Annotated in this window: 24 protein-coding genes and 1 riboswitch; of the genes, 15 read left to right on the top strand and 9 right to left on the bottom strand. The window is 55.3% G+C overall.

The genetic code is table 11. From position 1 onward, the window contains the following. Nucleotides 1-88: 88 nt before the first annotated feature. Together MKY96_RS26845 and MKY96_RS26840 are read right to left on the bottom strand one after the other, a co-directional pair. Nucleotides 89-682: a PadR family transcriptional regulator gene (locus tag MKY96_RS26845; protein ID WP_445671499.1), complete on the bottom strand. Its 594-nt coding sequence runs from the start codon at nucleotides 680-682 to the stop codon at nucleotides 89-91. Next, nucleotides 660-2,180 (bottom strand): MDR family MFS transporter, encoded by a 1,521-nt coding sequence (locus MKY96_RS26840; protein ID WP_340945161.1) that lies wholly within the window; start codon nucleotides 2,178-2,180, stop codon nucleotides 660-662. The genes MKY96_RS26845 and MKY96_RS26840 overlap by 23 nt, the downstream gene beginning before the upstream one ends. Before the next feature lie 268 nt (nucleotides 2,181-2,448). On the opposite strand from MKY96_RS26840, the gene MKY96_RS26835 reads away from it, so the two are divergent. The 3 genes from MKY96_RS26835 to MKY96_RS26825 all read left to right on the top strand — a co-directional run bounded on the left by MKY96_RS26835 (nucleotide 2,449) and on the right by MKY96_RS26825 (nucleotide 5,864). Then, nucleotides 2,449-2,796: a metal-sensitive transcriptional regulator gene (locus MKY96_RS26835; RefSeq protein ID WP_340945159.1), complete on the top strand. Its 348-nt coding sequence runs from the start codon at nucleotides 2,449-2,451 to the stop codon at nucleotides 2,794-2,796. 295 nt (nucleotides 2,797-3,091) lie between these two features. After that, nucleotides 3,092-3,292 (top strand): copper ion binding protein, encoded by a 201-nt coding sequence (locus MKY96_RS26830; RefSeq protein WP_036732845.1) that lies wholly within the window; start codon nucleotides 3,092-3,094, stop codon nucleotides 3,290-3,292. Nucleotides 3,293-3,410: 118 nt separating this feature from the next. Next, nucleotides 3,411-5,864 carry a heavy metal translocating P-type ATPase gene (locus MKY96_RS26825; RefSeq protein ID WP_340945157.1) on the top strand — a complete coding sequence of 818 codons (2,454 nt, stop codon included), beginning with the start codon at nucleotides 3,411-3,413 and terminating at the stop codon, nucleotides 5,862-5,864. A 145-nt stretch (nucleotides 5,865-6,009) separates the two neighbouring features. On the opposite strand, the gene MKY96_RS26820 is transcribed toward MKY96_RS26825, so the two are convergent. Beyond that, nucleotides 6,010-6,948 carry a DMT family transporter gene (locus MKY96_RS26820; protein WP_340945156.1) on the bottom strand — a complete coding sequence of 313 codons (939 nt, stop codon included), beginning with the start codon at nucleotides 6,946-6,948 and terminating at the stop codon, nucleotides 6,010-6,012. Between the two features lie 208 nt (nucleotides 6,949-7,156). On the opposite strand from MKY96_RS26820, the gene MKY96_RS26815 reads away from it, so the two are divergent. The 11 genes from MKY96_RS26815 (at nucleotide 7,157) to MKY96_RS26765 (ending at nucleotide 19,498) form a co-directional block, all read left to right on the top strand. Beyond that, on the top strand, nucleotides 7,157-8,500 hold the full coding sequence (locus MKY96_RS26815; protein WP_340945154.1) for an aminotransferase-like domain-containing protein: 1,344 nt from the start codon (nucleotides 7,157-7,159) through the stop codon (nucleotides 8,498-8,500). 128 nt (nucleotides 8,501-8,628) lie between these two features. After that, on the top strand, nucleotides 8,629-9,381 hold the full coding sequence (gene nfsA / locus MKY96_RS26810; protein WP_340945152.1) for an oxygen-insensitive NADPH nitroreductase: 753 nt from the start codon (nucleotides 8,629-8,631) through the stop codon (nucleotides 9,379-9,381). Nucleotides 9,382-9,750: 369 nt separating this feature from the next. After that, nucleotides 9,751-10,065 (top strand): helix-turn-helix domain-containing protein, encoded by a 315-nt coding sequence (locus MKY96_RS26805; protein WP_340940699.1) that lies wholly within the window; start codon nucleotides 9,751-9,753, stop codon nucleotides 10,063-10,065. Nucleotides 10,066-10,070: 5 nt separating this feature from the next. Further along, entirely contained in the window at nucleotides 10,071-11,003 is a 933-nt protein-coding gene (locus MKY96_RS26800; protein WP_340940700.1) for an IS3 family transposase, read from the top strand. A 763-nt stretch (nucleotides 11,004-11,766) separates the two neighbouring features. Further along, complete coding sequence (locus MKY96_RS26795; protein WP_340945150.1) at nucleotides 11,767-13,029, top strand: alpha/beta hydrolase family protein; 1,263 nt, start codon at nucleotides 11,767-11,769, stop codon at nucleotides 13,027-13,029. A 93-nt stretch (nucleotides 13,030-13,122) separates the two neighbouring features. Beyond that, nucleotides 13,123-13,710 (top strand): TetR/AcrR family transcriptional regulator, encoded by a 588-nt coding sequence (locus MKY96_RS26790; protein WP_340945148.1) that lies wholly within the window; start codon nucleotides 13,123-13,125, stop codon nucleotides 13,708-13,710. Nucleotides 13,711-13,983: 273 nt separating this feature from the next. Further along, a complete protein-coding gene (locus MKY96_RS26785) occupies nucleotides 13,984-14,910 on the top strand; it encodes an ABC transporter ATP-binding protein (protein ID WP_340945147.1) in 927 nt (308 codons plus the stop codon). Beyond that, nucleotides 14,910-15,647, top strand: a complete 738-nt coding sequence (locus MKY96_RS26780) for an ABC transporter permease (protein ID WP_340946770.1) — start codon at nucleotides 14,910-14,912, stop codon at nucleotides 15,645-15,647. The genes MKY96_RS26785 and MKY96_RS26780 overlap by 1 nt, the downstream gene beginning before the upstream one ends. A 6-nt stretch (nucleotides 15,648-15,653) precedes the next feature. After that, nucleotides 15,654-16,805: a sensor histidine kinase gene (locus MKY96_RS26775; RefSeq protein WP_340945146.1), complete on the top strand. Its 1,152-nt coding sequence runs from the start codon at nucleotides 15,654-15,656 to the stop codon at nucleotides 16,803-16,805. Beyond that, nucleotides 16,802-17,404, top strand: a complete 603-nt coding sequence (locus tag MKY96_RS26770; RefSeq protein WP_340945144.1) for a response regulator transcription factor — start codon at nucleotides 16,802-16,804, stop codon at nucleotides 17,402-17,404. The genes MKY96_RS26775 and MKY96_RS26770 overlap by 4 nt, the downstream gene beginning before the upstream one ends. Nucleotides 17,405-18,091: 687 nt before the next feature. After that, the gene (locus MKY96_RS26765) at nucleotides 18,092-19,498 is read left to right on the top strand and encodes a transposase (protein ID WP_340938816.1); all 1,407 of its coding nucleotides are present in this window, start codon (nucleotides 18,092-18,094) and stop codon (nucleotides 19,496-19,498) included. Nucleotides 19,499-19,806: 308 nt separating this feature from the next. On the opposite strand, the gene MKY96_RS26760 is transcribed toward MKY96_RS26765, so the two are convergent. From MKY96_RS26760 to MKY96_RS26735, 6 genes are all read right to left on the bottom strand, one after another. After that, the gene (locus MKY96_RS26760; RefSeq protein WP_340946769.1) at nucleotides 19,807-20,631 is read right to left on the bottom strand and encodes an ABC transporter ATP-binding protein; all 825 of its coding nucleotides are present in this window, start codon (nucleotides 20,629-20,631) and stop codon (nucleotides 19,807-19,809) included. 80 nt (nucleotides 20,632-20,711) lie between these two features. After that, a complete protein-coding gene (locus MKY96_RS26755; protein WP_340945142.1) occupies nucleotides 20,712-21,473 on the bottom strand; it encodes an ABC transporter permease in 762 nt (253 codons plus the stop codon). Then, entirely contained in the window at nucleotides 21,470-21,763 is a 294-nt protein-coding gene (locus MKY96_RS26750; RefSeq protein ID WP_209994420.1) for a thiamine-binding protein, read from the bottom strand. Before MKY96_RS26750 ends, MKY96_RS26755 begins: the two co-directional genes overlap by 4 nt. Before the next feature lie 51 nt (nucleotides 21,764-21,814). Next, nucleotides 21,815-22,888, bottom strand: a complete 1,074-nt coding sequence (locus MKY96_RS26745; RefSeq protein ID WP_340945139.1) for an ABC transporter substrate-binding protein — start codon at nucleotides 22,886-22,888, stop codon at nucleotides 21,815-21,817. 149 nt (nucleotides 22,889-23,037) lie between these two features. After that, nucleotides 23,038-23,148, bottom strand: a riboswitch (TPP riboswitch). 72 nt (nucleotides 23,149-23,220) lie between these two features. Beyond that, a complete protein-coding gene (locus MKY96_RS26740; RefSeq protein ID WP_340945136.1) occupies nucleotides 23,221-24,672 on the bottom strand; it encodes a hypothetical protein in 1,452 nt (483 codons plus the stop codon). Between the two features lie 48 nt (nucleotides 24,673-24,720). Then, entirely contained in the window at nucleotides 24,721-25,899 is a 1,179-nt protein-coding gene (locus tag MKY96_RS26735) for an MFS transporter (RefSeq protein ID WP_340945133.1), read from the bottom strand. Between the two features lie 160 nt (nucleotides 25,900-26,059). On the opposite strand from MKY96_RS26735, the gene MKY96_RS26730 reads away from it, so the two are divergent. After that, nucleotides 26,060-26,479 (top strand): pyridoxamine 5'-phosphate oxidase family protein, encoded by a 420-nt coding sequence (locus tag MKY96_RS26730; protein ID WP_340945129.1) that lies wholly within the window; start codon nucleotides 26,060-26,062, stop codon nucleotides 26,477-26,479. The last annotated feature ends 135 nt before the right edge of the window (nucleotides 26,480-26,614 follow it).

Below are 26,614 nucleotides of genomic sequence, written 5' to 3'. Positions count from 1 at the left end.
ACCGCCCTTTAAAAGGACAGTAAAGCCGTTTCCACTTGCTAATAAACACATATGGTCTTCCCTAAACAATTCCATCGGCTAACTACTTCTATTCGTCTGTGATAATCGGTCTTCCGATATCATTCATGCTACGGGCGGCCACATCCTCATACAGGCGCTTTAGCCATTTCAGCTCGGTCTGGCTATGCTCATATCTGCCGTACATCATATGCAGCACTGAGCGGGGCACGATGGAGATATGCTCCTCGTATACTTGATAGGCATAATTCACCTGATGCTCCGCCTCCCGGATGCGTTCCTCCAGCAGCTTCGCCACCTTGCCCTGGTCGATATGACGCGCGAGGGCAAGGGCCATATATAGAGGATGATACGGCGGATCACTTTTTTTAATCTGCTGGAGAATGAGCTGCTCCATCAATTCCTTGCCTTTATCCGTAATGCGGTAGATGGTCTTATCCGGCCGGTCCGGGCTGTGAATGATCTCCACCGCCTCGATATGACCGCCTGCGGCCAGCTTGTCGACGGCATAATATAAGGAACCGGTCTGCAGCTTGATGACTTGATCCATGGAGCGTTCCTTCATGACCAGGGTAATCTCGTAGGGATGCATATCCCGCTCCAGCAGAAGTCCCAGAATCAGCAGCTTCATCGGCATGGGCTTACCGCTGACCTTGATTTGCACCGTGCTGGCTGCCCTGCGGCAGCAGACGGTCCTTCGGCATCAGCAGGACGAAGACCACCGTAAGCACCGCCGGAACGATGGCCCACAAGAAGGTATGCGAGATCGACGAAGACAGTGAATTCGTAATCTTCTCCAGGACAGGCGGCGGAATCTGTGCTCTGGCCTCAGGCGTCAACGCGGAACGCGGGTCGCCGAAGGAAGCGGCCTGACCGCTGTCGCCGAAGGCTGTACTAAGCTCAGAGGCGAAGTGGTTACGCTGGATGATGCCGAAGATCGTTATCCCCAGCGTCATCCCGAGCGAGCGCATGAAGGTACTGGTGGACGTTGCCGAGCCGCGCTGGCGCATGTCGAAATGCTGGATCGAAGACAGGCTGAGCACGGAGAAGGAGAAGCCGACTCCGAAGCCGGTCAGGGCCATGAAGGCATTAAGCGCCATCCGGGAGGTCTCCGGGGTCAAGGTGCTGAGGGAGTAGATCCCGCCCACGAAGCAGACTGCCGACAGCAGCATGATGTTGCGGAAGCTCGTTTTAGTGGTAAGCAGGCCGCCGGACTGGCTGCCAATTACGGTACCGATCATCATCGGCATCAGAATCAGGCCGGAGTTGGTGGCCGAGCCGCCGTATACCCCCTGAACGTAGATCGGGATATATACCGTTGCTACGATGAATGCCGAACCATAGAACAGCCCCAGGATACTGCTGGTTGCGAACAGGCGCTTCCGGAACATGGCGAAGGAGATGACCGGCTCTGCCGCGAATTTTTCAATGACAATGAAGGCGATCAGAAGCACGGCGAACGCAGCGAACAAGCCGAGAATGACCAGAGAATCCCAGGCATACTGGTTGCCGCCAAGCTCCAGGGCGAACATCAGGCAGATAATCCCTGCCACCAGGGTGAAAGCGCCGCCCCAGTCAATCCGCTGCTTGGAATGCGAGATGGATTCCTTGTAGGAGGTCATAATAAGGAAGAACGAGACAATCCCGATGGGCAGGTTAATATAGAAAATCCAGTGCCAGCTCATATATTCGGTGATATAAGCACCAAGCAGAGGCCCAATCACACTGGAGATCCCGAAGACAGCGCCGAACAGTCCGGTAAGCTTGCCTCTTTTCTCAGGCGGGAAGATGTCGAAGACAATCGTGAAGGCAATCGGCATCAGTGCACCGCCGCCAATCCCTTGAATCGCACGGTAAATACTGAGCTGGGTAATGCTCGCCGATGTTCCGCACAGGGCGGAGCCAATCAGGAACACGATAAGCCCGAAGATGAAAAACCGCTTGCGCCCGTACATATCGGACAATTTGCCGAAGATCGGGGTGCCGGCCATAACCATGACCATATAAGCAGAGGTGACCCAGACGATTTTATCCAGTCCTCCAAGATCGGACACAATCGTGCCCATAGCTGCGGCAACAATGGTATTATCCATGGCCGACATCAGAATGCCGAGCAGCAGTCCGACAATGACTAGCTTGAGATTACTTTCTTTGGTGTGCATGTTAAGCTCCTTTATGTTTAAAATTCAATGGAATTTCATTATATTCAAATTTGAATAGGGTGGCAATTGTTTTTTTCAGGAGGACAGACGGGTTGGGAGCTGCTTGGGAACTTGCATGCGTGTACTTGGTATTCCTTATCGGCCGGTCCTTTATTCCAGCTGCAATAGGGCAAAGTATCTGAAGGAGGGGCGGAGGGGGCTTGTCTGCTAAGGTCTTGACATACCCATGGGGGGTATATTATATTGGTACATAAGGAGGCTGATTCCTGTGTCTACAAATGAGAAGGACCCTGGCGGACAGGAGCGCGGTGAAACGTGCCATTCTTCTGCCTCCGGCGGCCGCAAGAGTCATCACTCGCCGGAATTCAAGAATGGGCTGACAACCCGGCTGAACCGGATTGAAGGGCAGATCCGCGGTGTGAAAGGCATGATTGAACGCGATACCTACTGCGATGATGTGCTGAATCAGCTGGCGGCGGTGCAGGCGGCCCTGAACAGTGTCGGCAAGCTGCTGCTTGAAGGCCATATGAAGAGCTGTATTATCGAACGGATCGAAGCCGGTGAGCATGAGGTGATTGACGAGCTGCTGGTCACGGTGAACAAGCTGATGAAATAAAGATGGGGCCTGGAGAGTTTGAATGTCTAAATTCAATGATGAGGACCGTAACTGCGGTGAATTTAGAACTTTCGGCCGCTGTTGTCCACAGATTTCATGATTGATACCGCCGTAGCGGTAGAAATCCGTGGACAAAGACGGTCGCTGGCGCTCCTGCAGTTTCAAAATTCCCCTCCGTTACTATCATCTATTGTTATTTTCTCAAGATCAAACTCTTCAGGCATATGAGGAGCCGAAAGACCAAGCATTCGCTTTCAATTAAGCAAATGCTAAATAACATTGGGAGGTTATTGAAATGTCGAACGTAACACTGAATGTTGAAGGAATGTCCTGCGGTCATTGTGTAAGTGCTGTAGAGAAGGCTGTTAGCGGCGTAGGCGCTGCGGCGAAGGTGGATCTGCCGGCGAAGACGGTGGCGGTTGAATTCGATGAGAATACGGTAAGCCTGGATAAGATCAAGGCTGCTATTGAAGATCAGGGCTACGACGTAGTGTAAGCTAATCGTTGTAATATAAGGGCTTGGAGCAGGGAACCCTGGGGTACAGGGCCGGGCGCCAATGCCTTTTCTTTTCAAAATAAATATACCCCTTGGGGGTATGTGGAGGTGCTTAAGAATGGAAAAGAGTGCAGAGTCCGCCCCGCAGCAGACCACGCTGCAAATTACCGGCATGACCTGCTCTGCTTGTGCGACGCGGATTGAGAAGGGCTTGTCCCGCATGGAGGGGGTATCCCGGGCGAATGTCAATCTGGCGCTGGAGCAGGCTACAGTGGGCTTCGATCCGGCAGTTGCAGATGTGGCGCAAATGGAGGAGAAGATCCGCTCTCTGGGTTATGATACGCTGAAGGAGTCGGCGGATTTCGATATTACCGGCATGACCTGTGCTGCCTGCTCGGCTCGTATTGAGAAGGTGCTGGGACGGATGCCGGGGATTGCGGCCGTGAATGTGAACCTGGCGCTGGAGACTGCTCATGTGGAATATTCGCCGGGCAATGTCAGTACAGCCGAGATTATGGATAAGGTGAGCAGCATCGGCTATAAGGCGGCGCTTAAGCAGGACCGGAAGGATATCGCGGAGCAGCGCAGTGAAGAGATTACATGCAAGCGGAATAAGTGGATGATCTCCGCGTTGTTGTCCCTACCGCTGCTCTGGGCTATGGCGGGCCACTTCTCGTTCACAACCTGGATCTGGACGCCTGAGCTATTCATGAATCCCTGGTTCCAGCTTGTGCTGGCGACCCCGGTTCAGTTCGTGATCGGCTGGCAGTTCTATGTCAGTGCCTATAAGGCGCTGAAGAACGGCAGTGCCAACATGGATGTGCTGGTGGTGCTGGGCACCTCGGCGGCGTATTTTTACAGCTTGTATCTGACGATTGATTCGCTGAAAATGAGCGGGATGCACCATACTGTGGAGCTGTATTTCGAGACCAGTGCGGTGCTGATCACGTTAATTCTCGTAGGCAAGTGGTTCGAGGCGCTGGCCAAGGGCCGTTCATCGGATGCGATCCGCAGCCTGATGGGGCTGCAGGCCAAGACTGCACTGGTGCTGCGGGACGGTGCAGAGCTAAGTATTCCCGTCGAGGATGTAGTGATCGGCGATATTGTGCTGGTGAAGCCGGGCACCAAGGTGCCTGTAGACGGTGAAGTCGTGGAGGGGCTGTCCTCCGTCGATGAATCTATGCTCACGGGCGAGAGTATCCCGGTAGAGAAGAAGCCGGGGGATTCCGTTATCGGAGCTACGCTGAACAAGAACGGCATGCTGCGGGTCAAAGCCCGCAAGGTCGGCCGTGATACGGCACTGGCACAGATCATCAGAGTCGTGGAGGAAGCGCAGGGCTCGAAGGCGCCGATCCAGCGGATTGCCGATGTCATCTCCGGGATCTTCGTGCCGATTGTGGTCGGTATTGCTATTGTAACCTTCGGGGTCTGGTATATCTGGGGAGCGCCGGGGCAGTTCGCGGAGGCCCTGGAAAAAGCCATTGCGGTGCTTGTCATCGCCTGTCCATGCGCTCTGGGACTGGCGACACCAACCTCGATTATGGCCGGGTCCGGCCGGGCCGCCGAGTTCGGCATCCTGTTCAAGGGCGGGGAGCATCTGGAAGCTGCGCAGGGCGTGAAGGTAGTGGTCGTGGATAAGACCGGGACCGTGACCAACGGCAAGCCGGTGCTGACCGATATCGTAGCGACTGCCGGAAATGAGACACAAGGCAGGGTGCTTGCCGAGAATCGTCTGCTGTCGATTACAGCGGCTGCGGAGAAGCTCTCGGAGCATCCGCTGGCGGAGGCCATAGTGGCTGGTGCACAGGGCAGAGGAATCGACCTGCCGCCTGCGGGCCAGTTCGAGGCGGTACCGGGGCGCGGGGTGTCGGCGGTAGTGGACGGCCAGAAGGTAAGCGTAGGCACACGGCGGATGATGGTGGAGAACGGACTGGATATCGGACCGTGGACAGGAATCATGACCAAGCTGGAGCAGGAAGGCAAAACAGCGATGCTGGTAGCCGTCGATGATGCGGTAGCGGGAGTGATTGCCGTGGCTGACACGATTAAGGAGACCTCCCGCGAGGCGGTAGCCCGGCTGCAGGCCATGGGCATTGAGGTTGTCATGATTACCGGAGACAACAAGCTTACGGCCCAGGCGATTGCGGATCAGGCGGGCATCCGCACGGTGCTGGCGGAGGTGCTGCCTGAGGGCAAGGCGGAAGAGATCCGCAGGCTCCAGAGCGGTGGAGTCAAGGTAGCAATGGTCGGTGACGGCATCAACGATGCTCCGGCGCTGGCGACCGCGGATACGGGCATGGCGATTGGCACCGGCACGGATGTGGCGATGGAGGCGGCGGATATTACGCTGATGCGCGGCGATCTGATGAGTATCCCGGATGCGATCCTGATGAGCCGCAAGACCATGCGCAATATCAGGCAGAATCTGTTCTGGGCGCTTGCCTACAATACGCTCGGCATCCCGATTGCGGCGCTCGGCTTCCTGGCCCCTTGGCTGGCCGGAGCTGCGATGGCCTTCAGCTCGGTATCTGTGGTACTGAACGCGCTGCGGTTACAGCGCGTCAAGCTGTAAGAATCATGCGGCCTGCCGCAGCCGGAGTCATCCGGACGGACGGAACGAAGGCAGCAACTCAAAGAATCGCCGGTGTGCATCTGCCGGCGATTCTTTTTTTTTATCGAAGAAGCTGAATCGATACACAAATGCTGTTAATTCAGCTCTATTCGCCGGTTGATGCGGAAGCCGCAGCGGTCTTTTTCCGGCCAAGCAGGTTCGTGCCAATGACCCCGGCGATGATCAGGAAGGATCCGATCCAGTGATAGACCGTGATCTGCTCACCCAGGAAGATTGCTCCGGCTGCAATAGATACGATGGTGGATAGATTGGTGAACACACTCATGAGAGAGGCCTCGATTTTGGATAAAATATAGGTTGAAGTCAGAGTTGTGACCAGCGAGGCGATCACCCCCAGATATACGGCGGACAGGACAAACGTTGCGCTTCCCAGCGGATTCAGGAAATCCCCAAGCGTCCCGCTGACTGTATGTCCGGTAAGCGAGATGATCAGGAAGGTGGCGAAGCCGACCCCCATCATCAGGTAGCTGAGCTCAGCGGGGCTGAAGTGGCTGGAGAGGGAGCGGGCCAGCACGCTGTATCCGGCAAAAGCGAGACAAGTCATGAACAGCAGCACAATCCCGGTCATATTCGACAGCTGAATGCCGCTTCCCTTCATGACGAAGATGAATACCACGCCGAATACCGAGAGGAAGATGCACAGCTTTTGCAGCAGGGTGGTCTTCTCCTTCAGGACAATCGCGGCGATGATCATCGTCACCACCGGAGTGAACGAATAGAGGATGCCTCCCTCGGCTGAGGTGGCGCGCTGAAGTCCGAAGACCTGCAGGGTGAAGAAGCCGAGCGGATACATTGCGGCGAGCAGCAGTGCCCGGCCCATCGGCTTGCCCCGGTAGGATACCTTGACCCAGCCGAGGGCGACCGGAACCGACATGACGGCAAAAGAGGCAGCGAACCGGAAGGTCAGCGTGTCGAGCGGCCCGGCGTGAACGAGAGCTACTTTGGTGAACAGGAAGGAGAAGCCGATAATGACCGCATTGAGTACGGCGAAGCTGTAGGCCAGCTTGAGTCCTTGTTTGTGCATGGGTACATCTCCTTGTAGGTTAGTGAAGATTGGATGCTGTAAACATTCGATCTATTACTTTAAAATTAAAGGAAAAGGCATACACCAACAACACAAGCTTTCCTCAACTGTACCGGTACAGTCTGCTGCGATCCCTATATAATAAGGGAAGAATAATAGGATAGAATACACAGCATAGCGTGGTAATGACGGCGAACGGAGGCGGGCGATGAACAAGTATCATCAGGTGATTACAGAGCTTGAGCGGCAGATGAAGGAAGGGCAGTACCGCCCGGGGGATAAACTGCCGTCTGTGCGCAGTGCTTCAGCAATCTACGGCTGTAGCGTCAGTACCATTCTGAAGGCTTACGGGGAGCTGGAGCGGACGCATACGATCTACTCTATTCCGCAGAGCGGCTATTACATGGTAGACAAGAGTGCGGATTCGGCAGCGGCGGAGAGTGAAGGGACGGTTGATTTTGCTTCGGCCTCGCCGGATCTGAACGTCTTTCCGTACCTGGACTTCCAGCATTGTCTCAATAAGGCGATTGACCAGTACAAATACCATCTGTTCACCTATGGCGATGCCCTGGGGCTGGAGACGCTGCGGCGCACCCTGGTGTCGCATCTGGCAGAGTATCAGGTGTTCGCCAAGGCGGAGTCGATCCTGATTACCTCAGGGATTCAGCAGGCGCTGGAAATACTGGCCAGAATGCCTTTTCCCAGCGGCAGGACGGAGATTCTGGTGGAACAGCCGGGGTACGATATTTTTTTGCGGTATTTGGAGGCTGAGGGGCTGCCGGTGAGCGGAATCGGGCGTTCGGCGGCGGGCATTAACCTGCAGGAGCTGGAGGAGCGGTTCGCCAGCGGGCGATTCAAATTTTTTTATACGATGCCCAGATATCACAATCCGCTCGGGACAACGTACAGCACAGAGGAGCGCAAGGCCATTGCCGGACTGGCAGCCAAATACGATGTCTACATCGCCGAGGATGATTATATGGCGGATCTGGGGATCGGACGGCGTTATGACCCGATCTATGCGTATGACCAGACCTCCCATGTCATTTATCTCAAAAGCTTCTCCAAAATCATCTTTCCGGGCCTCCGGCTTGGTGCGGTGGTGGTGCCGCAGCCGCTGCTGGAGGCCTTCCGCTCCTATAAAGGCTACACCGATACCTCGCTGCTGTCGCAGGCTGCGCTTGAGGTATACATCAAGAACGGGATGTACGGGCATCACAGGCACAAGATCAAAGCCATGTACGCCAAAAAAATCCGTGCGGTATACGAAGCACTCGCGCGGCATAATACGGACGGCTTCATCGAAGCCTCTGCGGACAGCTCCGGCATCTATATCCAGTTCAAGCTGCCGCTCACCGTCAACCTGGAGCGTCTGGTCAAGCGCCTGGCAGGGCGGAAGATCCGCGTGGTGGCGGGGAACGGCTTCTATCTGCCGGGTTACCAGACCCGCGACAAATTCCTGCGCATCAGTATTTCCCGGGCGGGGCTTACGCAGATTGATGAGGGAATCCGGGCGATTGTCCAGGAGGTGAAGCGCGGGAACGGGTGGTAGAGGGGGAGGAATGGGAGGAAGAGTAGGAAGAGTAGGAAAAGTAGGAAAAGGAAAGCCCCGTTTGTTGTCTGAGCCGCGAAATGGGATCATAATAGGCTTATATAGGAGTTAAGAAAGGCGGGACGATAATGAAACCCACGAATGAAACCCTTGAGCTGTTGAACCGTCATACCTCTGTCCGCCAGTACCAGGACAAGCCGGTCAGTGACGAGCTGCTGGCAGCCGTGATTGGAGCGGGGCAGATGGCTTCGACCTCCAGCAATGTCCAGGCGTACACGGTTATTGCTGTAACTGAGCCTGCGCTTAAGGCACGGTTGTCCGCACTGTCGGGCAATCAGGCGTACATCGAGCAGTGTCCGGTGTTCCTGGTCTGGTGTGCGGACCTGTACCGTCTGCGGGAAGCATCTGCTCCGCATTTGCAGGGGAAGCGGTCCTACGAGGACACGGCTGAGAATCTGATCGTGGCTACGGTCGATGTGGCGCTGGCCGCGCAGAATGCGGCGGTTGCCGCTGAATCGCTGGGCCTCGGCATTGTTTATATCGGCGGCATCCGCAATGAGATCGCCGCGGTATCTGAGCTCCTCGGCCTGCCGGAGCTGGTCTATCCGGTCTTCGGCATGTGCCTCGGGTATCCGGCCGCCGTGAACGGCATCCGCCCGCGCCTGCCGCAGGCAGCGGTGCTACATCATAACGGCTACAATGCCGAAGCCGCAGTGGAACAGGTCCGCGTGTACGACGCGATCTCCAGCGACTATATGCGCGAGCGTACCGGCGGCCAGAGCGCAGCCTCCTGGTCGGAGATGATGGCGGGCCGGCTGGCTCAGCCTGCCCGGCTACACATGAAGGAATTCCTGCTTAGCAAGGGATTCATGCAGCGGTAGAGATTTGGTGAGCCTTCCCCGTGGTCGCGGGGGAGGCTTTTTTTGGATTGGAGGCGCACGGGCCGAATGTACGCGGATAACCGAATACAGTAGGCTGGCGCGAGGGTACGCAGGCTCAATACTCCACAGCCAGTAACAAATATTGAAATTTCCTGCAAGAAATGCAACAATGCTGCCCAATATAAGCGGCCTATGCAGAAATCCTGCACGAAATGCAACTATGCCAGCGCTAACTTGCTCAAAACACCAAAATTCCTGCAAATCCTGCAACATTGCGCCGCAGCCAGTAACATGCTCCACAGCCCCCTAAAGAAGTTGGAGTCCTCCCCCACAAAAATGTAGACTAGATATAGGAGGAGGATGAACGGTATGGGACACTTAACAGGAACAAGAGAGAAGGCTGCGCAAGAGGTGTTGTCAGGCATTAAGGCAGCGGTGGTTGCCCGAAAGTATGGGGTGACCCCATCGACGGTGAATCAGTGGGTGAGGGACTACCGAGAGACCCATGGGGAACAAGATCATCCGTATCCCCAGGAGCAGGTGGAGGAACTGAAGCGCCTCCTGGAAGTGGAGCAGAAATACGAGAAGGCCGTCAAGATCCTCGGCGAAAAGGAGTTAGAGATCGAGATTCTACGTGAACTGCTAAAAAAGCCAACCCCTGCTTATCCGAAAAAATCGAGGTAGCCGACATGTTCATTAAGCAGGGGAATACCGCAGCGTTGGTACTACGTCTCGTGGGGCTAGCAGAGTCTACGTATTACGACCGTAAGAAACGCAAGAAGCAGGTTGCACAGGCCGTATCCCAGGGGCGCGGAAGACCCGTACCCGGCTATTCCCTGACCGAGTCTGGAGAGAAGATTAGCGACGAGGAAATCCAGGAATGGCTGCTGGAATTAATCACTGGAGAAGAGCATGTGTACGGATACAAACTTCTGGCCAAGTGCTTATGGAACCAGCACGGGCTGAGGCTCAATCACAAGAAAAGCTATCGGCTGTGTCAGGCGCTGGATATCCTGCAGCCGCAGCGCCACAAGCGCTTTAAGCACCCCCGGAAGCTGCCGGAGAACCGAGTCATTACCGGGGCGGGCCAGCTCTGGCAGATGGACATTAAGTACGGGTACGTGGCGGGCCGTGACCGGCATTTCTTTGTCCTGAGCATTATCGATGTGTTTACCCGTGTTATCGTCGGCTACCACCGAGGATCGTCGTGTGAGGCCAAGCACGCCTGCCAGACGCTGGGACGCGCCATGGAGCAACACTGCGCCCCTGACAGCGCACGCCCGGTGATCCGCACCGACAACGGTCCACAGTTCGTCAGCCACCTGTTTGGCGACATGTGTGAAAGCTGGGAAATGACCCATGAACGTATTCCGCCTCGAACGCCGGATTTCAATGCTTTTATTGAATCGTTCCACAGTAATATTGATCGGGATTTGTTCCGCAAAGAGGCCTTCGACACGTTCGAAGAGGCCTATGAAGCAGTGGACCGGTACATGGACTTTTACAACAATCGCAGAATGCATACGAGCCTTCGGAACATGCCGCCAGCTACCTTTGCGGAGTGGGTCCAGACTCTAGAAGACCGCTCCCGCTTCTTCTGGCCGAGAGAAAAAGCGAAATAAAGAGCATATGTACGACAAGTGCTGATTTTATATGGAGGACTCCGGGATAAGGGGGTCGCACCGCATGTCTGGAGAAATCCTGCAAAAACTGCAACAATGTTGCTCCAGACAAGCGGTTGGTGAGAGTGAAAACCATCAAAAGTGGTCAGAGATAGGCAGAACGTCGCATGATGTGCTAATGCGGGGATATCGGGGTAAATGTATGCCGAAAACAACATACAATGTGCAACTGCAAGGGTGAGCGGGGTAAATGTATGTGGATAACAACACACAATGTGCAACTGCAGGGGTGAGCGAGGCGAATGTATGCCGAAAACAACATATAATGTGCAAATGTAGGGATGAGCGAGGCGAATGCTATGTGGAAAACAACATACAATGTGCAACTGCGGGGATGAGCGAGGCGAATGTATGTGGAAAACAACATACAATGTGCAACTGCGGGGGTGAGCGAGGCGAATGTATGCCGAAAACAACATACAATGTGCAACTGCTGAGGCGCGTGGACCAAATGTACGCGGAAAACCGAATACAATCGCAATGTGCCAGCGCGAAGCCGCGAGAAGGAAATGTTGCTTAACGAGAAATATTGCGTGTTGCGCATAAATATGGAAAGTGCTAAAATCTGGTTAGAGGTTGGATTTCGCTGGACGCCAACACCCGGGCCCGGAATCGCGCCGTAGCCTAATTCCCTCTTCCGCTTCGCGGCTGTGTCTGCTGTGGATGATCTTGAAAGGATAGATCGGAGAAGGAGGAGAATGGTATGGTACAGGTAGATGGGCAAGAGACAAAGGTGGCTGCACGATTGACGCACAAGGTATTCTTCGAGCGCGATGATATTGAATTCACGTTCCAGTGGCTGCTGTCATTCGTACACTGCGGCGGTGTGTCACAGGGGGAAGTATTCAAGCTTGCACGGAACATCGATCCGAACTCTTTAACCAGCTGGAAGACTGAATTCGAGAAGGAAGCTGTTAAAATTGAGGCCAATGCAGAGCGAAGCCTGAAGAAAGGGCATCTCATCAGCGCCGGTGAGGCCTTCATCCGTGCCCACTCGTATTACCGGGCAGCCTTCTACGGGGCTTTTCCGGATGAGCCTGATTTTGCGCGGTATCACGGCAAAAGTGTGGAATGCTTCCGCAAGGCGCTTGATGCGAAGTCTGAGCAGATTCCCCACGAGTGGGTCGAGGTGGAATACAAGGGGTATAAGTTCCCGGGATGCTTTCTGAAGGCGGAGCACGGTAATGCGCCTAAGCCAACGATTATCTTTCATAACGGCGGGGAGACGCACAAGGAAGACACCTATTTTCTCGGAGGGCAAGCGGCTATTGACCGGGGATATAACGCGCTGATCGTAGATCTTCCTTATGATGTATGTGTCCGGTTCTACGAGCCTGAGGCAACGGCCAAGAACTTCCCGCGCGAGGAGCTGTATAATGTCTACAGAGCCACTACAGATTTCGTTCTGGCCCGCCCGGATGTAGACCCTAAGCGGCTGGTGGTCAGCGGCATGAGCTATGGCGGAGCCAAGACAATGGTGCATGCAAGCTGTGATGACCGCTTCGCAGCGGCAGTACCGAACTCACCGGTGTACTCCATGGCGACCTTCATTGAACGCGGGATGCCTTCATTCCTGCGGGGCACTGCAGAGGAAGCGGCGGAAGCGAGCAAAAAGATGCCCTACACCGGCCAGGTCCTGTTCGCCGGATTGGCCTGGTCCCATGGCTTGGACAGCATAGCAGGGTGGCATGGTTCAGCCGGAGAAGTGATGGAGGTTGATCCGAAGGACGTCAAATGTCCCCTGCTCTCCATGTATTCGGAAGCGGAGCATCCTGAGATGCAGCGGCAGGCGGTAGACACTTTCGAAAAGGCTCCGAATGAGAAGAACGCGATATTTAAGGGGACGGAAGAGGATGGTGCCGACCTGCACTGCCAGCTGAACAATCTGCCGCTCAGCTACCAGGTGATGTTTGACTGGCTGGATGAGGTGCTCGATTATAACATTCAGCTACAACCGGCGCAGTAAGCGATTTTACAGGATTAAGGCCGGATCTGTGGTGCTGTCCTTTCAGCACCGCAGATCTTTGACTACATATAAGGATTGGAGCCATAGAGTGCCATGACGACTGAGAAACCGGGCTTGAGAGAACGAAAGAAAGAAGAGACCAGGCGGACGCTAAGCGATGTAGCGTGTAGTCTAGCCATGGAGAGAGGGGCCAGTCAGGTCCGTGTGGAGGATATAGCCGCAGCCGCCAATGTTTCCATGCGGACATTCAATAACTATTTTGCCTCCAAAGAGGCCGCAATGGTTGGCAATGCTTATCAGCGTTCCGAGCGGATAGCGGCTACCCTTGCCAGCCGTCCGTCAGATGAACCGCTGCAGGACTCCATCCGCGCCGCTGTGCTTGAGGGATTCGCCGAGACGACAGACCGGCAGTGGTATGCACGCATCGTCCTTCTCCGTGATGATCCGGCATTGTTCGGCGCAACACGGAAGGTGGAGATCGAGATTGAGCGGGAGCTCGCCAGGGTGATCGCGGAACGTACACACAAGGATGTGAAGCTCGACCTTTACCCGGACTTATTAGCCGCGCTGCTCATGGCAGCGATACGCACAGCGGTTTTTCATTGGGTAAGCGCAACTCCCGGAGGACAGACGCTGAACGACATGCTGGAACAGGCGATTGGGCAATTGAGGTTTGAATAATATGCACACGGAGGCGCTCCTGCTACGATAACGGAATCGTGGACAGGAGCGCTTTATTTAAATATAAGAACTTATATGTTTCACATGATAAATTATCCTTCTATTTCTCGCTGAAACGGTACCGTCCTTAAAAGGACGGTAAAGCCGTTTCCACTTGTTGCCGGGTGACAGTTGTCACTTTGAATCGATGACAGTCCATACTGATGCTTCTCTCCGGTCTCCGGTACTATAGCAATATAGCCAAGAAGGCAGAAGGACACGGAGGGATACACGATGGAACATGTCATTGAAATGAACAATGTCAGTCGCAGCTTCCAGGAGAAGCAAGCGGTGAAGCAGGTGAGCTTCACGATTAGCCGCGGCTCGATCACAGCGGTGCTTGGCCCTAACGGAGCTGGCAAAACCACCACACTGGCGATGCTGCTGGGCTTGCTTGAGCCCTCGGAGGGCAGCGTGAAGGTGTTCGGTCTTAAGCCGGCAGACGTCAGGGTGAAGCAGCGGACCGGAGCCATGCTCCAGGAGGTCAGTGTCATGGACCGGCTGAAGGTCCGGGAGCTTCTGGCTCTGATCCGCAGCTATTATCCGCAGCCGATGGAGATGGAGGTGCTGCTTCAGGCGACGGGGCTCCAGGCGGCGGGGCTCCAGGCGGCGGATCTGAACCGCTATGCGGAGAAGCTCTCCGGCGGGCAAAAGCGCAGCCTCAGCTTCGCGCTGGCGCTGGCGGGCAACCCGGATCTGCTGTTTTTTGACGAGCCGACGGTGGGGTTGGATACAACAGCGCGGCGGCATTTCTGGGAGAGGGTGCGGGGACTGGCCGATCAGGGCAAGACGATTCTGTTCAGCACCCATTATCTGCAGGAGGCGGAGGATATCGCGGACCGGATTCTGCTGTTCAACCGGGGAGTGCTGGCGGCGGACGGAAGCCCGGACGAGATTAAGGCGAGACTGGTCAAGAAGTCGCTGTCCTTCCTGGCGTCCGGCGACCCGGCGCTGCTGCGCAGTCAATTGCTGGAGCTGCCAGCCGTGGAAGGCTGCTACGAGAAGGATGGACGACTGCATGTGACGACAGGGAATACGGATGAGGCGCTGCGGGCTATTTTCGTGAACGGGCTGGCCGTGCAGGATGTACGGATCGACCAGGGGAAGCTGGATGAAGCGTTCGAGCAATTGACCCTGAATCAAGAGGAGGCGGCAGTATGATGAACCCTATGATAGCCCAGTGCAAGGCAGAGCTGCTGCGGATTATCCGCAATCCCTATTATGTATTCTGGTCGCTGCTCATGCCGATTATGTTCTACTTCATCTTCACGCGGGTGGTGAATACGGGGACGGACGATACGAAGCAGTGGCAGGCGCATTATCTGATGTCGATGGCGGCCTTCAGCGTGATGGGCTCGGCGATTATGACGCTTGGCATCCGGCTGGTGCAGGAGCAGACGCAGGGATGGAATACGTTTATCCGCATTACTCCGCTGCCGTCCTCGGTATATTTTTTCGGCAAAATGTTCGGTCAGAGCATCATGCATCTGTTCTCGATTCTGTGTATTTTCTCAGCCGGATATCTGATTAACGGGGTATCGCTGACTGCTTCGGAGTGGCTGCTTAGCGGACTGTGGCTGCTTGCGGGCTCGCTGCCTTTTCTCGCGCTGGGTACAATTATCGGGTCCATGAAGCGGGTGGATACGGCCAGCGGGGTGAGCAATGTGCTCTATATGGGGCTGGCGGTGGCCGGGGGCATGTGGATGCCTCTGGAGATTATGCCTAAGCTGATGCAGAAGATCGGGCACTGGCTGCCGTCTTACAATTACGGAAATGGAGCCTGGGCGATTGTAGCGGGAGAGTCCCCGCAGTGGAGGGCAGTGCTGCTGCTGCTCGGTTACCTGGCCGTGTTTATGTTATTATCGGTCTATATCCGAAAAAAACAGGAAGCGGTGTAATGTACAATGGCTCTTAAGCAGTTCCGGGTCTTTCCCAAAAGATTTGGCTTCTTCCCCTATATCTGGCTGATCTATCTGGTGTTTCCGATTCTTAACCTTCAGGGGTATAGCGGGCTCAGGCTGATGGCGGGTTATGCGCTGGTCCTGCTGTTCCTGGTTACGTACCGTCAGCTCTACTGGACGGAGGGCAAGCCCTACTCGGCCTGGCTGGGACTGCAAATGTTGATTATTGTGGTGTTATTTATAGGGTATAGCCCCTTCAACTTATATATGGCTTTCTTCACCAGCAACTTCATCGGCTGGTATACCGATTCACGCAACTTTGGGCGGGCCTTGACGATATTTACGGCGATGCTGGCCTCGATGTTCCTGCTGTCCCTGGTACAGTATCAGAGCATGGACATTCTGTTCATGCTGCCTTTTCTGATGATGATGCTGGTGACTCCCTTCGGCATCCGCTCGATTAACCGGCGGCGGGTGCTGGAGAAGGAGCTGGACCAGGCCAATGAGCGGATCAAGGAAATGGTCAAGCGCGAGGAGCGGGTACGGATCGCCCGTGATCTGCATGATACGATGGGACACACGCTGTCGCTGATTACGCTGAAGAGCCAGCTTGTCGAGCGGCTGGTCGTCAAGAATCCCGAGCGGGCGCAGGTGGAGGCCCGTGAGATCCAGCGGACCTCGCGGGCCGCGCTGCGCCAGGTCCGCGAGCTGGTCTCGGAGATGCGGGCGGTCTCAGTCGCCGAAGAGCTGGCCGAGGCTGCGGAGATGCTGCGCAGTGCGGAGATCGCGCTAGAGGTAGAGGGAGATGCGGCGCTGCCGGGCGTGTCCGGTCTGACGCAGAGTATTCTCAGCCTGTGCATCAAAGAGGGAATCACCAATATCGTCAAGCATAGCCGTGCGGACCAGTGCCGGATTAGCATCGTAATGACACCCGGGGAGGTACAGATTACGCTGGAGGATAACGGCATAGGGGTAGATGCCAGCAGTTCGGAGGGGACGGAGCGCCGGGACGGCAACGGCATGAAGGGGATGGGCGAGCGGCTGGCCCTGATTGACGGCTCGCTGACGCTTGCTCCAAGGCCCGGCGGGGGAACCATGCTGAGAGTGGTCACACCAAGAGTAGTTAAGGATGGAAAGGATGGGGAAACGGCATGATCAGGATCATAATTGCCGAGGATCAGCGGCTGCTGCGCGGTGCGATGGCATCGCTGCTTGATCTGGAGGAGGATATTGAGGTGGCGGGTGAAGCCGGGGACGGGGCGGAGGCGCTGGCCCTGATCGAACGTGTCCAGCCGGATGTGTGTCTAATGGATATTGAGATGCCGCTGATGAGCGGCCTGGAGGTGGCTGAGATACTGAAATCGCGGGGCTGCGCCACCCGGATTATTATCCTGACCACCTTCGCCCGTCCCGGCTATTTCGAGCGCGGGGTGAAGGCCGGAATCCAGGGATATCTGCTGAAGGATGAGCCGGTGGATAAGCTGGCGGATGCCATCCGCCGTGTGATGGCCGGGGGGCGCGAGGTCTCGCCTGAGCTGGTGTTCGGCAGCCTGCGCGAAGAGAACCCGCTCTCGGACCGGGAGCGGGAGATTCTGAAGCTGGCCGCCGCGGGTCGCAGCGCCGGAGAGATCGCCGCGGCGCTCCACCTCTCCTATGGCACGGTCCGCAACTACATCTCGGAGATCCTCAGCAAGCTTGCGGTCAAGACCCGGATCGAAGCCGTGCGGCTGGCGGAGGACAAGGGCTGGATGTAGGACGGGCGGGTAAGTGAAGGTAAGTGAGGGTAGTGCCATGAGTGCAAGTAGTGTAGTGAGTGCAGTAAGTGAAGTAGTGCAACAAGTGCCGGTGAGTATACTGGGTGCGAGATGTATGTATGGATGATGGATGGTCAGATGGGTGTGCGGATGAGCGGGTTTGAGTAGTGGCGGGGCCTAAGGGGTACCAGTACATGCGGTATACTTAATTGCACTCCATACAACTAAATCGTCTGATAGATCATTAATGATCCCTATAGCTGCATTTCGTACAACTAACCTGCTTTTTATAGCTTGATATCACTCATTCGGGCAGATTTAGTTGTACTGACTACAGTTATAGGAGACGAGCGATCCTTTTTACTGTTTTTAATTGCACAGACTACAACTACACGGGTGAAGTGGTTCGCAACTTACATTACACCACCTGAGTTTGTTCTAGCCCATTGTATTTTCTACAACAGATGCTCCCTAAATATGCCGCGAATTTGAATCTAATGCACTTCGGAGACAATTTCATAATTCAAAACCCTTGCTATACCTGGTTTTTTTGAGCATAGAAAAAGGAGTACCTCCCCAAATTCTCGAAGTTATAGGCGACGAAACCAACACCCGAGAAGAAAAGAGGTAATCCCCATCTATTCTATTCGACAAGAAGAACTGTTTTCCTTCGAGGAATTGCTCCAAATGAGTCCAGAAGATAAATACAGCCAAATCTTTGAACACTTACATTTAGCTCCAGTTCTGTTCGCACTAGGGAAAAAGAACCATCGCGGACGGCCTGAAAAATTAAATGTACCTGCCATGATCTACTCGCTGCTGATTGCAAAAATGGAGAACATCGAGTTTGTCTCTGCCCTGGTCCGGCGACTGAATCATAGCAACGAATTTCGAGTCCAGTGCCGGTTCACCGGCTCGGATAACATTCCAAGTCAGGCCTCCTATTCCCGTTTGATTCATGCGCTGGAGCAAACGGGAATGCTGGAACAACTTCAGGATCGCCTAGTCACGTCTGCCCTAGAAGAAGGCTTTGTGAGCGGAACCCATCTGGCTGTGGATTCATCCATGGTCGAGGCTTGGGATTGCCAATTTAGCGAATCGGCCTCCAAGCGTCGTGCGGCTCGCCGGGGGCAAAAGAAAGGCGAAGCTTCGGTGGCCGAGCAAATTCAGCTCGAACATCCCGAGCCTGAGCCTAAGGTGGCGAACGAGCCGCTGAAGAAACCCAGATATAGCAAGCCCGGCCGTCCATCCCAGGCGGAAAAGGAACGTCGGCGCGAGGAAATGGAAGCCTATGAACAAAGTCTCGGACCGTTCCAGAAAACCATTGAAGCGATGTTGCCGTACCCGTACGATGAACTACTGACCGCGTTGCCCCGGCATGCTGCGCGTTGTGACAAGAAAAATACGAAGGGCCGAATGACCAGCTATTACGGGTTCAAGGCGAATCTGCTGGTCGACACGGACAGCCAGTATATCCTCAGCGGCCTCTTTAGTTCGGCCAATCCGAATGACCAGCGTATGGCGGTCGTCCTTCTCAAAGGCCTGCTCCTGAAGTTTCCGATGCTAAAGGTCAAGCATATCTTGGGCGACAAGGGGTACGATTGCGCGGCGATCTACCAGTTGATTCATTCGCTCGGCGCCTATCCTGCGATTTCCCTGATTCACCACAAAGACCCGCCTGCGGGAATGAATCTCGATTACACGCCAGTGTGCGCTCAAGGGCATGCGTACCGTTACGACAGTTTTGATGCCAAATATGAGACCCTGAAGTACACCCGGCCTAGTGAATGCAAAGGCTGTGCGCTTTCCGGTACCGAATGCCAAAAAGTGTTTAAAATTCGAATCCAAACGGATTTGCGTTTACACACCTATCCCGCCAGAGGGAGCGAAAGTTTTACAACACTGTACAAGAAGCGTACGGCCGTGGAGCGTGTGTTTGCCTATCTCAAAGAGTATTTCGGGATGAAGCGCACACGCCACCGCGGTGTCCGGGCAAGTGTCGATTTCCAGCTCAGTACGCTCGCGTACAATTTGAGTAAGTTTGCGTTAGACAAATTGAACCAGCAGTTGAGGAATTCCCAGCAAATCGCCTGATTTTTTAAAAATGTGACCTTAGATTTTGGCCTAATCTTGCTATTTAACAAATTGAATTATGAAATTGACTCCTTCGTACAGCAGAAATCTGCGAAAGTGGTGTTTTGGGGCAAACAAACAAAAATCTGCTGTATAAAATACAGCAGAAGTGAATTTCGCCTGGAATATTGCAGATTCTATTGCAGTAAATACAATCAGTAAGAGTTATACCGCTACTGACAAGGCAGTGCCGAGTCACGAAGACTGTTGTTAGGCACAGCGAGGAGCTCGATCGTTCCTGCAATTTCACCTTCGCAGCAGCTTGCCCCTTAGCTCTGGCTCTTCGCCTGCTCCTCGCGCATCCACTCTGAGAGCTGGCGCCGCATCCGGAGGAACTCCGGCGAATCGGCGATCTCTTCGCGGCGAGGGCGCGGGAACGGGACCTCCACGGTGTGGAGGACGGAGCCGGGACGCCCGGAGAAGACGTAGATGCGGGTGGAGAGCAGCAGCGCCTCTTCGATGTTATGGGTGATGAACAGTACGGAGCGGCGGTTCTCCTCCCACAGCTCCAGCAGCCAGCGCTGCATCTGCTCGCGGGTCAGCGCATCTAGCGCGCTGAACGGCTCATCGAGCAGCATCAGCTCCTGCGGCGCGAGCATGGCCCGCAGGAAGGCGGCCCGCTGCTGCATGCCGCCGGAGAGCATGTGCGGGTAGGCCCGCTCGAAGCCGCCGAGGCCGATCTTCGCCAGCCAGTGGCGCGCAGCCTCGCGGGCCTCCCGCTGCGGGGCGCCTTGCAGCTCGCCGCCAAGCAGGACGTTATCCAGTGTGCTGCGCCACGGGAACAGCGCGGGCTGCTGCGGCATATAGCTGATCTTGCCGCGCTGCCCGGTCACCGGGATGCCGTTCATGCTCACCGTTCCGGTATCCGGCAGCGTAAGGCCGCCGATGATATGGAACAGCGTGCTTTTCCCGCAGCCGGACGGGCCGACAATGGAGACGAATTCCTGCGGCTCCACGGTCAGGGACACCTGATCCAGCACCTGCGTCTCCCGGCGGCGGTGCTGGAACGACTTGCTGATGCCGCTGACTTCGAGCGCAGGCGGCACACTCCGTGTACCCAGGCGTCCATCTACGTCCGCCTTCTCCAGTTCAATCCTCGTAAGCTCAGACACTTCGCCCAGCCTCCTTCAGTTCATTATGGTTACTTCTGTTTTGGATGATTCTTCCGTACACGTTAAGCTTCCTTGCGCGGCTTCCAGCGCACCAGCCATCTCTCCAGCAGGGCAATGAGCGCGAATAATACGAGACTCAGCAGCACGATAATGGCGATGGCCACGAACATCCGGTCCGCCCGGTAAGAGGCCTTCTGCAGCAGCATATAGTAGCCGATCCCTTTGTCGGCGCCGATCCATTCGGCCACCACTGCGCCCATCACCGCATAGGTGGCGGAGATTTTGAGCCCGGAGAACAGGGAGGGCAAGGAGCCGGGAAGCTCCAGCCGGGTGAAGATCTGCCACTTGCCCGCACCGGCCATCTTCATATAATTCATCATCACCCGGTCGCTTTGGGCCAGTCCGCCCATGGCTGCAACAGCTACGGGGAAGAAGCAGACGAGGGTGATCAGGATGATTTTGGGCAGCAGGCCGAACCCGAACCAGATAATCAGCAGCGGGGCCAGCGCAATGGAGGGCACATTCTGGCTGAGGATCAGCAGCGGATAGATCGCTCGCTTGACCCAGGGCAGCAGATGCAGCAGCAAGGCGGTGAGCAGGCCGATGCCTGTGCCGACCGGGAAGCCGATCAGGGTCAGCCGCAGCGTGGCGGCGGTGTGCTCCCAGATCCCGGAGGCGTTGTTCTTCGATTCACGCGCGATATCCGACGGGCTGGGCAACTGGTAAGCCGGGATGTCGAACAGCATGACCGATAGCTGCCATATCCCGACAAAAAAGAGGACCGCCACAAAGGGCGGCCACACTAGCTTCCAGGTGCTTCTCACGGCCGGTATTTCTCCGTCAGCTTATCCATGCTGATGCCGCCCGGATTATGGGCGATCTTGATCTGTGAGATGACACTAGGACTGCCGGAAGCGATCAGCGCCTCATGCATGTCACGCACAATATCCAGCAGCTCGGACAGCTCGCCTTCCATTGTAGTCTCCAGCGGATTCACCTGATGCTTCACGCCTGACTTTTGAATGACCTCTATAGCCTTGTCCACGTAAGGGATGGAATCCTCGTTGTTCGGTGTCTTGGGAATTACCTGAATGCTGAGCAGTGTGTTAGCCATGATCAATCATTCCTTTCAAGTTAGGTATAAGATTCCCGCCATGCGGGCTCATTATGATTCCGGCAAAAATTCATTCGTAAACGTACTCTCCGCATCCAGCGGCTTATCCAGCAGCTTCAGGCCGTACATCCAGTCGGCGTAGTTCTTCCAGATCTCAAGCTTCTGCTCACCCCAGCGCGGGGCGTCGTCCTTGTATTTCGGGCTAAGCCATTTCTGGCTGGCCAGCACCAGCTTGGGGTCCAGATCAGGGACAGCATCAGACAAGACCGTCGCGGCTTCTTCCGGGTGGTCGATGGCGTACTGATAGCCTTTTGACGTAGCCTTCAGGAATGCCTTCACCACTTCAGGATGCTCGGCGATCTCCTTCTCACTGGTGGTCAGGACTGGTGTGTAGTAGTCCAACTGCGGAGCGTAATCCTTCAGATACAGCATATCCAGCGGCTCCCCGCGCAGCTCCGCTTCCACGCCGGTCCAGGCATAGAAGATCCAGGCGAAGTCAATATCCCGCTTCACGGCTGTAAAAAAGTCCGCTTCGCCGATATTCACCAGCTTCACCTTGGAGACATCCCCGCCTTCGGGGTCCATGATGGCTTTCATGGCAGCCTGCTCCGCAGGGGAGCCCCAGCCTCCGTATGTTTTGCCTTCAAAATCCTTCGGCGTCTTAATATTGCGGTCCTTCGGAGCCGCGAAGCCCGAGGTATTATGCTGAATGATTGCAGCAATCGATACCAGCGGCACATCCTGCAGACGGGCCAGGGTCAGCGCCTCCTGGGCGCTGATGCCGAACTGGGCTTCACCAGAAGTGACCATTGTGTCGGAACCGGCAGCACCAGGCTGTACAATCTGCACATCAAGACCTTCCTCCGCGTAATAGCCCAGCTCCTTGGCAGCATACAGGCCGGTATGATTCGTGTTCGGCGTCCAGTCCAGGGCAATCTTGACCGGGGTCAGCGCCTTAGGTGCATCCGTGGGTGCGGCTGCGGTTGCATCAGGTGCAGCCGTGCTGTTACCGGCAGCAGGTGCGCTGGCCCCCGCATTGCCGCTGTGGTTCCCGCCGCCACATCCCGCTACGGTGAGCAGCAGCATGGAGCTGAGCAGTAGTGTGACTGTTTTTTTGACTCCCATTTCTCTTTCTCTCTCCTTCCAGCAACCCCTGGTCTTCAGAGCTTACAGAAACCTTATTCCTGTACATCCTTAGAATCAAAAAAGCGTCCCGATGATCGGGACGCCAGTGACTTGCGTGAGGGGACTTCAGCTTCAGTACCGCTCAAGGCACTGTGCTGAATGAAGATTCCTACGCTGGCATTATCCAGATCAGGTGTAAGGGTCAGTATCTTGTGGGATACAATCTCAGCCGGCCAATTCCAGCACCCCTGGTTCTATAAAGTTCACGGGTATTGCTATGTTCTTACGGTGTATTATAGACGGCAGTCCTGCCGTTGTCCACCCTCTGTGTCTTAATCCCTCGTATAATGCCGCTTCTTGCGGCGGCTGCGGATGCCGTTCCAGATCTCTCTCAGCGTTAAGCCGACACTGACGGTGATCCCCGAGAAGGTCAGGAACAGAGCCAGATACTCGAACGCGGAGTACTCCAGCATTTTGCTCCAGTCGATCTGGCCCTTCAGATCCTCGATGACCTGATTCATCCCGTATATCCCGCTGATGACCGTAAATACGGTGAGCACCATCAGGAGCGTATCCCGCCGTTTGGCCTGGAATTTGTCCTGGTACTGGAACAGGTCATTCAGGGTCATTTTCACCTCATCGAACAAGGCATCATTGCCATACACCTTACGCAGCTGAAAAAAAATCTCCCGCCCCTGCGACTGCGAGATCAGCTCCAGAAAATAGAATTTGGCCGAGAATTTGTTGATCAGGAAGATCAGATTCTCGATCTCGTCGTTGTCGTGGTTGATGCGCAGCCGGGAGTGGAGGTTGGCGAGCTTCAGCAGCACGATTTTATGAAAAATACTCAGCAGCATTCCGTAATAATACTCGCCGTACATCTGGCTGATCAGCTGGGCGGCAATCTCCGGCTTCGCCCGGCTCACGCAGCAGAAGGTCTGCTCATTGGTCATATAGTAGGTGTCCGGCCCCCAGCGGCTATAGCAATGCTCCCGGGTATACTGCTTGATATAGTCTGGATCACTTGCGCTCATATAGGGGGTGCCGTCGATGCTCAGACCGTCCACTTGGGAGGCCCGGTAGAGCAGCTCGACACTGATCTCTTCCTCATCCTCCGGGAGATTAACGCCGTAGAAGGCCTGCACCAGCATCCGTTCATCGACGAAGAAGGGCAGGGTCTCGAAATAATTGCCATTCGTCTCTGCAGGATCGAGATACGGCTCCAGCCCGGCTGCCAGATGCCTGAACACGAAGTCCTCCACCCGGGCAAAAGACTTCTTATGACAATGGATGAAGGTATGCTCATCCTGAAAGCTTACATCCTCCAGGTTGCGGAACCGGTCGGCGAATTCGAGCACCATGCTGAAGGGGAGATTCTCCTCCTCAATAGCCACTCTTACCGTCAGGAAGCCCAGCTCGAACGGGCAGAGGAACACATCGGTCGACAGCACGCGGAAGGGAATCGTCTGGAAGGGCATTTGAAGCCCGCACAGCAGATCATTGGCCCGGGAAAAGCGGCGGAAGGAATCCCTGTCCTTCTCACGCGGAAACAAGACATGAGCGGCAAACGGAAGATAGCTGCGCTCCATTTTCTCATGGGATACACAGTGATTCTCTCCGTAATAGGCATGCTCCAGTTCTTTGTTCTCAAGAAAAAAACGCGTAAATCCATCCTCCTGAAGACTCTCAATCAGCTCTTGATCGACTTCCGCCTTAATCGAAAAGGGGAAAATGAATTGCAGCAAGGCGGTATGCAGAGTGGGCTCGGAATGCAGTTCAGCCATGTGTGGGTTCCATCCTTATTCACAGAATATGGACCTTGTTGTATACAATTACCCGATTCTCCAGGCGGTTACGCTCAGCACGAATAACAGCGCGGCAAAAGCGGCCAAAAGTCCCGAAGTCTGGGCGATCTGCAGATGATCCATGGACCAGCCGGTCAGTAGCGGCAGTACTGCGCCGCCAATTCCGCCGGAGGCGATCATAATGCTGGGCGTCGATTCTTCCGCGCCGGGCAGCAGCTTACTGGAGAAGACCAGCGCGATCGAGAAGATGCCGGACATGAACAGGCCAAGCAGCAGGATGATCGCAAAAGCGGCAAGCCGGTGACCGGCGAACGGGAAAATAACGAGCAGCAGCAAAGCGGCAAAGCAGCTGACGAGCACATAGATGCGGTAGGAAATTTTCTCGGCGATGACACCGGCGAACAGTCTGCCCGCCGACATGGCGAGCCAGAAGAAGGTCACCGTGAGTGCAGCCGTGGCCTCGCTCATGCCCAGCTTCGCGATGAAGATCGCCGGCATGAAATTCACCAGGCTCATCTCAGTGCCTACATAAAGAAAGAAGAACAGAATGAACAAGCCAAGCACCACCCATTGCTTGCCCTTGTAGGGCAAGGACAATCTTCTGGTGGTTCCCGTTGCCGCAGCGCGGTCAGGGCGGGCAGGCCGCTCATTCAGCGCGCTGTCCAGCGGGCCGAAGCTGCTCTTCGCCCAGAAGAGCAGCGAGAGGAGGGAGCAGGCGGCAACGATCAGGAAGGCCAGCCTCCACTGCCCTGCGGCAATCAGCGGACTGGCCGCCAGCGGCATGAGCAGCGCCCCGACACCGAACAGCACCTCCAGCCGGCTCATGGCAACGGCCGTTCCTTCGGTGACTGCGGCTATAATAATCGTGCCGATGACGGCTTCGATCATCCCGAAGCCGAACCCTGCGGCTACGGCAATTACGTACATCCAGCCCCAGGGCGGGAGGAAGGCATAGGCAATCTCGGCGCATAGCAGCAGGCCGGTGGCAATCAGAATGCCGCCGCGCTTGCCGAACCGCCGGTTCAGCAGCGGCGAGACCAGTACGCCGGCCAGGAAGCCCGCGAACTGGCTGAAGATCAGCTCGCCCCCTGCACTGTAGCTGCGGTCATAATGCTGGAGCAGCACTGGCAGAATGGAGCCCAGCACAACATGGGCGAGGCCGATTACGAAATAGGAGAGACAGCCGATCCAGATTAGTTTTTTCAAGAATAAGACTCCTTATGAATCAATTTATGAACAGATGGCGGGATTCAGAATGAACGGGAAGGGTACACTATATTAGGCACAGGTTAATCATAAATCCAAACCAAGGACGTGAATATATAAACTTATATTCACATGAATTTTGAAGGGAGCTGTGACGTCAATGGATAACAAAGAGCTGGAGAAAACAATCATACAGGTGCTGGACGACAACAGGTTCGGTTCCTTCGGCACGATTGAGGCCGGTAACAAGCCTAAGGTGCGTTACATGGCGGTATTTCATGACGGGCTGTCCATCTATCTGGCAACTAACCGCAAGACGCATAAGGTAGAAGAGCTTCAGGATAATCCTAATGCTTGTCTCTTGCTTGGCTATGAACAGGGCGGCGGCAAGGATGTACTGGAGATTGAAGCTACGGTTGCCGTGACGAAGGATGACGGCTTGCGCTCTAAGGTATGGAATGAGTCCCTGGAGAAATGGTTCAAGGGACCGGATGATCCCGATTATGTCATTCTTGAGCTGTCACCTTCACGGATTGAATATATGGGCAAGAACGGTGAGCACGGGGTATGGCAGTCTTAATCGGCTGTCTCCGGTAAAAGGATTGTGGTGGCCGGGAACCGGTGAATCTCCCGCCTAAGCCTAAGTACTGCATAGCCCGGCAATCCGGGCCTCTTACGGACCTTCATGGTTCATAAGGGGCTCTTTTTGCGGCTT

Source organism: Paenibacillus sp. FSL R7-0302 (assembly GCF_038006885.1).
Lineage (GTDB): Bacteria > Bacillota > Bacilli > Paenibacillales > Paenibacillaceae > Paenibacillus_AQ.
This window is presented reverse-complemented; position numbering and strand designations above follow the sequence as displayed.

Excerpts from the sequence above, each read along its gene's own strand:
- MKY96_RS26820 (WP_340945156.1), bottom strand. The coding sequence starts at position 6,948 with ATGCACAAACAAGGACTCAAGCTGGCCTACAGCTTCGCCGTACTCAAT.
- MKY96_RS26800 (WP_340940700.1), top strand. The coding sequence starts at position 10,071 with ATGTTCATTAAGCAGGGGAATACCGCAGCGTTGGTACTACGTCTCGTG.
- MKY96_RS26795 (WP_340945150.1), top strand. The coding sequence starts at position 11,767 with ATGGTACAGGTAGATGGGCAAGAGACAAAGGTGGCTGCACGATTGACG.
- MKY96_RS26730 (WP_340945129.1), top strand. The coding sequence starts at position 26,060 with ATGGATAACAAAGAGCTGGAGAAAACAATCATACAGGTGCTGGACGAC.
- MKY96_RS26790 (WP_340945148.1), top strand. The coding sequence starts at position 13,123 with ATGACGACTGAGAAACCGGGCTTGAGAGAACGAAAGAAAGAAGAGACC.
- MKY96_RS26745 (WP_340945139.1), bottom strand. The coding sequence starts at position 22,888 with ATGGGAGTCAAAAAAACAGTCACACTACTGCTCAGCTCCATGCTGCTG.
- MKY96_RS26830 (WP_036732845.1), top strand. The coding sequence starts at position 3,092 with ATGTCGAACGTAACACTGAATGTTGAAGGAATGTCCTGCGGTCATTGT.
- MKY96_RS26750 (WP_209994420.1), bottom strand. The coding sequence starts at position 21,763 with ATGGCTAACACACTGCTCAGCATTCAGGTAATTCCCAAGACACCGAAC.
- MKY96_RS26770 (WP_340945144.1), top strand. The coding sequence starts at position 16,802 with ATGATCAGGATCATAATTGCCGAGGATCAGCGGCTGCTGCGCGGTGCG.
- nfsA (WP_340945152.1), top strand. The coding sequence starts at position 8,629 with ATGAAACCCACGAATGAAACCCTTGAGCTGTTGAACCGTCATACCTCT.
- MKY96_RS26780 (WP_340946770.1), top strand. The coding sequence starts at position 14,910 with ATGAACCCTATGATAGCCCAGTGCAAGGCAGAGCTGCTGCGGATTATC.
- MKY96_RS26785 (WP_340945147.1), top strand. The coding sequence starts at position 13,984 with ATGGAACATGTCATTGAAATGAACAATGTCAGTCGCAGCTTCCAGGAG.
- MKY96_RS26840 (WP_340945161.1), bottom strand. The coding sequence starts at position 2,180 with ATGCACACCAAAGAAAGTAATCTCAAGCTAGTCATTGTCGGACTGCTG.
- MKY96_RS26805 (WP_340940699.1), top strand. The coding sequence starts at position 9,751 with ATGGGACACTTAACAGGAACAAGAGAGAAGGCTGCGCAAGAGGTGTTG.
- MKY96_RS26815 (WP_340945154.1), top strand. The coding sequence starts at position 7,157 with ATGAACAAGTATCATCAGGTGATTACAGAGCTTGAGCGGCAGATGAAG.
- MKY96_RS26825 (WP_340945157.1), top strand. The coding sequence starts at position 3,411 with ATGGAAAAGAGTGCAGAGTCCGCCCCGCAGCAGACCACGCTGCAAATT.
- MKY96_RS26740 (WP_340945136.1), bottom strand. The coding sequence starts at position 24,672 with ATGGCTGAACTGCATTCCGAGCCCACTCTGCATACCGCCTTGCTGCAA.
- MKY96_RS26775 (WP_340945146.1), top strand. The coding sequence starts at position 15,654 with ATGGCTCTTAAGCAGTTCCGGGTCTTTCCCAAAAGATTTGGCTTCTTC.
- MKY96_RS26765 (WP_340938816.1), top strand. The coding sequence starts at position 18,092 with ATGAGTCCAGAAGATAAATACAGCCAAATCTTTGAACACTTACATTTA.